This window comes from Caulobacter sp. P1_B12_2, from assembly GCF_056406675.1.
The window spans coordinates 1-4002 of sequence record NZ_JBFTZS010000426.1 but is presented as its reverse complement, the minus strand read 5'-3'; the positions used below and the strand labels follow the sequence as shown (position 1 = coordinate 4002).

At 67.4% G+C, this 4002-nt stretch carries 8 protein-coding genes; all 8 read left to right on the top strand.

All coding sequences use genetic code 11. The features are described 5' to 3' along the window. The coding region (locus AC1DZ6_RS20730) for a phenylalanine--tRNA ligase subunit beta-related protein (RefSeq protein ID WP_477099022.1) at positions 1-481 on the top strand (481 nt) is incomplete at its 5' end. Between the two features lie 268 nt (positions 482-749). Continuing rightward, positions 750-896, top strand: a complete 147-nt coding sequence (locus tag AC1DZ6_RS20725; RefSeq protein ID WP_477099021.1) for a hypothetical protein — start codon at positions 750-752, stop codon at positions 894-896. Between the two features lie 112 nt (positions 897-1008). After that, the gene (locus tag AC1DZ6_RS20720; protein WP_477099020.1) at positions 1009-1305 is read left to right on the top strand and encodes a hypothetical protein; all 297 of its coding nucleotides are present in this window, start codon (positions 1009-1011) and stop codon (positions 1303-1305) included. Further along, positions 1302-1571, top strand: coding sequence for a hypothetical protein (locus AC1DZ6_RS20715; RefSeq protein WP_477099019.1), 270 nt, complete (start codon positions 1302-1304; stop codon positions 1569-1571). The genes AC1DZ6_RS20720 and AC1DZ6_RS20715 overlap by 4 nt, the downstream gene beginning before the upstream one ends. A gap of 62 nt (positions 1572-1633) precedes the next feature. Beyond that, a complete protein-coding gene (gene msrA, locus AC1DZ6_RS20710) occupies positions 1634-2233 on the top strand; it encodes a peptide-methionine (S)-S-oxide reductase MsrA (RefSeq protein ID WP_477099024.1) in 600 nt (199 codons plus the stop codon). 55 nt (positions 2234-2288) lie between these two features. After that, positions 2289-2621 (top strand): hypothetical protein, encoded by a 333-nt coding sequence (locus AC1DZ6_RS20705; protein WP_477099018.1) that lies wholly within the window; start codon positions 2289-2291, stop codon positions 2619-2621. 146 nt (positions 2622-2767) lie between these two features. Next, on the top strand, positions 2768-3298 hold the full coding sequence (locus tag AC1DZ6_RS20700; protein WP_477099023.1) for a TIGR00645 family protein: 531 nt from the start codon (positions 2768-2770) through the stop codon (positions 3296-3298). Positions 3299-3350: 52 nt separating this feature from the next. Continuing rightward, positions 3351-4002, top strand: a 652-nt coding sequence (locus AC1DZ6_RS20695) for a transglutaminase-like domain-containing protein (RefSeq protein ID WP_477099017.1), incomplete at its 3' end; no start/stop codon positions are given.

Sequence of the window (4002 nt, the reverse complement as noted above, 5' to 3'; positions counted from 1 at the left end):
GTCCTGGTGGCACCCGGGCCGCTCGGCGCGCCTGCAGCTGGGTCCCAAGGCGGTGCTGGCCGAGTTCGGCGAGCTGCATCCGGCGGTGCTGAAGGCGCTGGACGTGGCCGGCCCGGTCTATGGCTTCGAGATCACCCTTGAAGCCGTGCCCGAGCCGAAGAAGAAGTCGGTCAAGACCAAGCCGGCCTTCACACCCTCGCCGCTGATGCCCCTGACCCGCGACTTCGCCTTCGTGGCCGACAAGGCCAAGGCGGCGGGCGACCTGGTCAAGGCCGCGGCCGGCGCCGACAAGGCGCTGATCGACGCCGTGCGGGTGTTCGACGTCTATGAGGGCCCCGGCGTGCCGGACGGCTCGAGGTCGGTCGCCCTCGAAGTGGTGATCCAGCCGCGCGAAAAGACCCTGACCGAAGCCGAGATCGAGGCCCTGTCGGGGAAGATCGTGGCGGCGGTCGAGAAGGCCGGCGGCAAGCTGCGCTCTTAGTTTCCTTCCCCCTTGATGGGGGAAGGTGGCCCGCGAAGCGGGTCGGTTGGGGGTGATACGGCGTCGGCCGCATTCCGATCGTCCAGCGTGTTCACCCCCATCCCCAACCCTTCCCCCATCAAGGGGGAAGGGGGTCGGCTGTGCTTGAAGCAACCACCGCATATTTCTTGCGCAATCCGCACCAAACGTCACACCCGCCTGGCAAGACCTTGCGCTCCCCCCAAGCCCACGCTACCTGTGTAATCGCACACGGAGTTTGCACGCCATCATGCTGTCGCAGCTGGCCTTGAACGTTCTGATCGCCACCGGCCTCACCGCCGGCGTCGCGATCTCGTGCGCGCGCGCCATTATGATGCAGGCCAAGATTAAAACCGTTCGTGTGCGAACGGGGCAGCACAGGCGCGCGGTCGACTAGACGACCTCCAAAGCCGAAGATCGCAAGATCCGCAAAGCCCCGCTTCCCACAAGGAGCGGGGTTTTTGCTGTGCGGTCATCGGTCCTCCTCAAATCCAAGGACCTTGAAACCCATGAGCTACCTGCCTTCCCCACCCGCCTTCAATTCCGACCACGAAGGCGTCACCGTCCACCAACTGCTGCTGGCCGCCCACGACGCGCCGTCGGTGCTGGACGCCGTCCGCCAGGGCCTGGCCGACAGCGGCGCCGAGCTGTGCGGCCTGATCATGAAGCCGGTCGGCCAGATCGTCGAAGGCAGCCTGCGCGTCCGCCATCTCAGCGACCAGGCCGCCCGCCTGCTGGCCCGCGACCTGGCCGCCTGGCCGGGCGTCACCTCGGCCAGCGTCGAGCATCAGTGGGTGCGGCCGTGAGTTCGCTCGAACCGCTCAAACCGGACGAGGACAAACGCCGGCTGTTCCTGGTGATCGCCGACGACACGCCCGACGCGCTGATGCGGGTGCTGGGCGTGGCCAACGTTCAGCAGACCCGCCTGCGCGCCCTGACCGCCCAGCCGGACGGCGCGGGCCTGAGCATCCGGCTGGAGCTGGACGATCAGGGCGACGAGCGGGCCCAGATCCTGGCCGCCCGCCTGTCGGCCTGTCCGTCGGTGCGCGGGGTCGGATTCGGCTGGCGCTAAGGTGTAACCTTTCGCCGACCTGATCCGTATCTAGAGGTACATCCTCCCGGAGCGCCCCGATGATCCGCCGCCTGCTCGTCCTGATCGCCAGTTTCGCCGCCATCCTGCTGCCCGCCGACGTGCTGGCGGCGTCCAAGCCGCCGCCCGCCGCCGCGACCGCCGTGTTCGCCGGGGGCTGCTTCTGGTGCATGGAGAACGACATGCGCGGCATTCCGGGCGTGCTGAAGGTCGAGAGCGGCTACACCGGCGGCCATGTCGATCGGCCCACCTACCGCGATGTGACCAGCGAGACCTCGGGCCACTACGAGTCGGTGCGCGTCACCTACGACCCGTCCAAGCTCGACTACGGCTTCCTGCTCTACAAGTACTGGAAGCTGGTCGACCCCACCGACGACGGCGGCCAGTTCTGCGACCGCGGCCCGTCCTACAAGCCCGCCGTGTTCGTCACGCCGGCCCAGCGCCCGATCGCCGAAAAGTCCCGCGCCGAGGCCGCCAAGCGCCTGAAGACCGGCACGATGAAGGCCCAGATCCTGGACCTGAAGACCTTCTGGCCGGCCGAGGCCTATCACCGCGACTACGCCAAGAACCATTCGATCGAGTACCACGCCTACCGCATGGGCTGCGGCCGCGACTTGCGACTGAAGCAGGTCTGGGGCGGATAGGCGCCGCGATCCACCCAAGGTGGCGCTTGGCGAAGTCTCTGATAGAATCCGCGCCATGACCGATGTCAGCGACCAGCCGCCCAGCCTCGAAGATATCGGCGCGGGCCTTCTCAACGGCGCGACGGTGACCCTGCTGGGCTGCGCCGGCGTCGGCGTGATGACTTGGCAGATCATCGCCGTCTTGACCGGCTGGCTGCCCGACTTGCAGGCCATGACGGTCGATCTGCCACCGGCGGATTTCCAGGCCATGACCACCGGCGAACGGGCCAAGGTCATCGGGGACAGCGTGTTCGGCGGGTTGTTCATCCTCCTGATCTGCGATGTGATCCGGCGCGGCGTGCGGCACATTCGAAAGAACCTGGCCCTGCTGCGCGCTCGCCGTCGCTGAAGACGGCCTGGGGCGGTTAAGCTCGCCGGTCTAAGGCGCCGTCCGCCGCGAATCCGGCTTTTCCCCGATTGGCGCCTCGGGCGCTTCAGCATCGACTCCAGCGACGTTCGCGCCTGGCGAACACGCCTGGAGCGCGCGCCATGCCCATGAACAAGCCGTTGGCCGAACGCTGGCTGGAACAGAGCCTGTTCGCCTCGCGCTGGCTGCTGGCCCCGATCTATCTGGGCCTGGTGGTCATACTGGCCGTCATGATCATCGTGTTCTTCCAGGAGCTGATGCACGAGCTCCCGATCGTCCTGACCTCCAAGCCCGAGTTTGCGATCATCCTGGCGCTGTCGCTGATCGACCTGTCGCTGACCGGCAACCTGCTGGTGATCGTCATCCTGGCCGGCTACGAGAACTTCGTGTCGCGGATCGACACCGCGTCCCACGCCGAGCGACCCCACTGGATGGGATCGGTCGACTATTCGGGCATGAAGATGAAGCTGATCGCCTCGGTCGCGGCGATCTCGGCGGTTTCGCTGCTCAAGGCCGTCCTGAAGATGAGCGAAGATCCGGACATCCCGTTCGACCAGCCCCGGCTGGCCTGGCTGATGGGCATCCACCTGACGTTCGTGCTATCGGGCCTGCTGATGGCGGTCATGGACTGGGTCGCCGGCAAGATCACCAAGCACTGAACCTTAGCCCCCGACGGGCCGTTGTGCTGACCTGGACGACGGGGAGACGGCCATGCGCGTGCGCATCGAGACGCGGCTGGACTACGACTTTCCCGAACGCGTGGAGTCCCTGCTGCAGATCGAGGGGGCCGTCGCCGGCGATCAGAGCCTGGTCGAGGAGCGCCTGAGCTTCGATCCTCCGGTCCAGGTCACCCGCCGCGACGATCCCGCCACGGGCGAACGTCGCGTCGCTTTCACCCACCAGGGGCGACTGGCGATCGCCTATGACGCCGTGGTCGAGATCGGCGACCGCGACATGCCCCTGGCGGACGCGGAACAGCACGCCATCGCCGAGCTTCCGATCGACACCCTGCCCTATCTGCGGGGCAGCCGTTACTGCCCCTCCGACACCTTCGAGACCATCGCCGACCAGAAGTTCGGGACCCTGCGCGGCGGCGAGCGGGTGGCGGCCATCGCCGCCTGGATCATCGCGCACCTGGAATATCGCCCGTGCAGCGACTGGCGGACCACGGCGCTGGAGACCTACGTCCAGCGCGCCGGGGTCTGCCGCGACTTCTCGCACCTGGCCGTCACCCTCTGCCGGGCCAGCGACATTCCGGCCCGGGTGGCCAGCGTCTACGCCCTGGGTCTGCACCCTCCGGACTTTCACGCCGTGGTCGAGGTTTTCGTCGGCGGCCGCTGGCGTCTGCTGGACCCCACGGGAC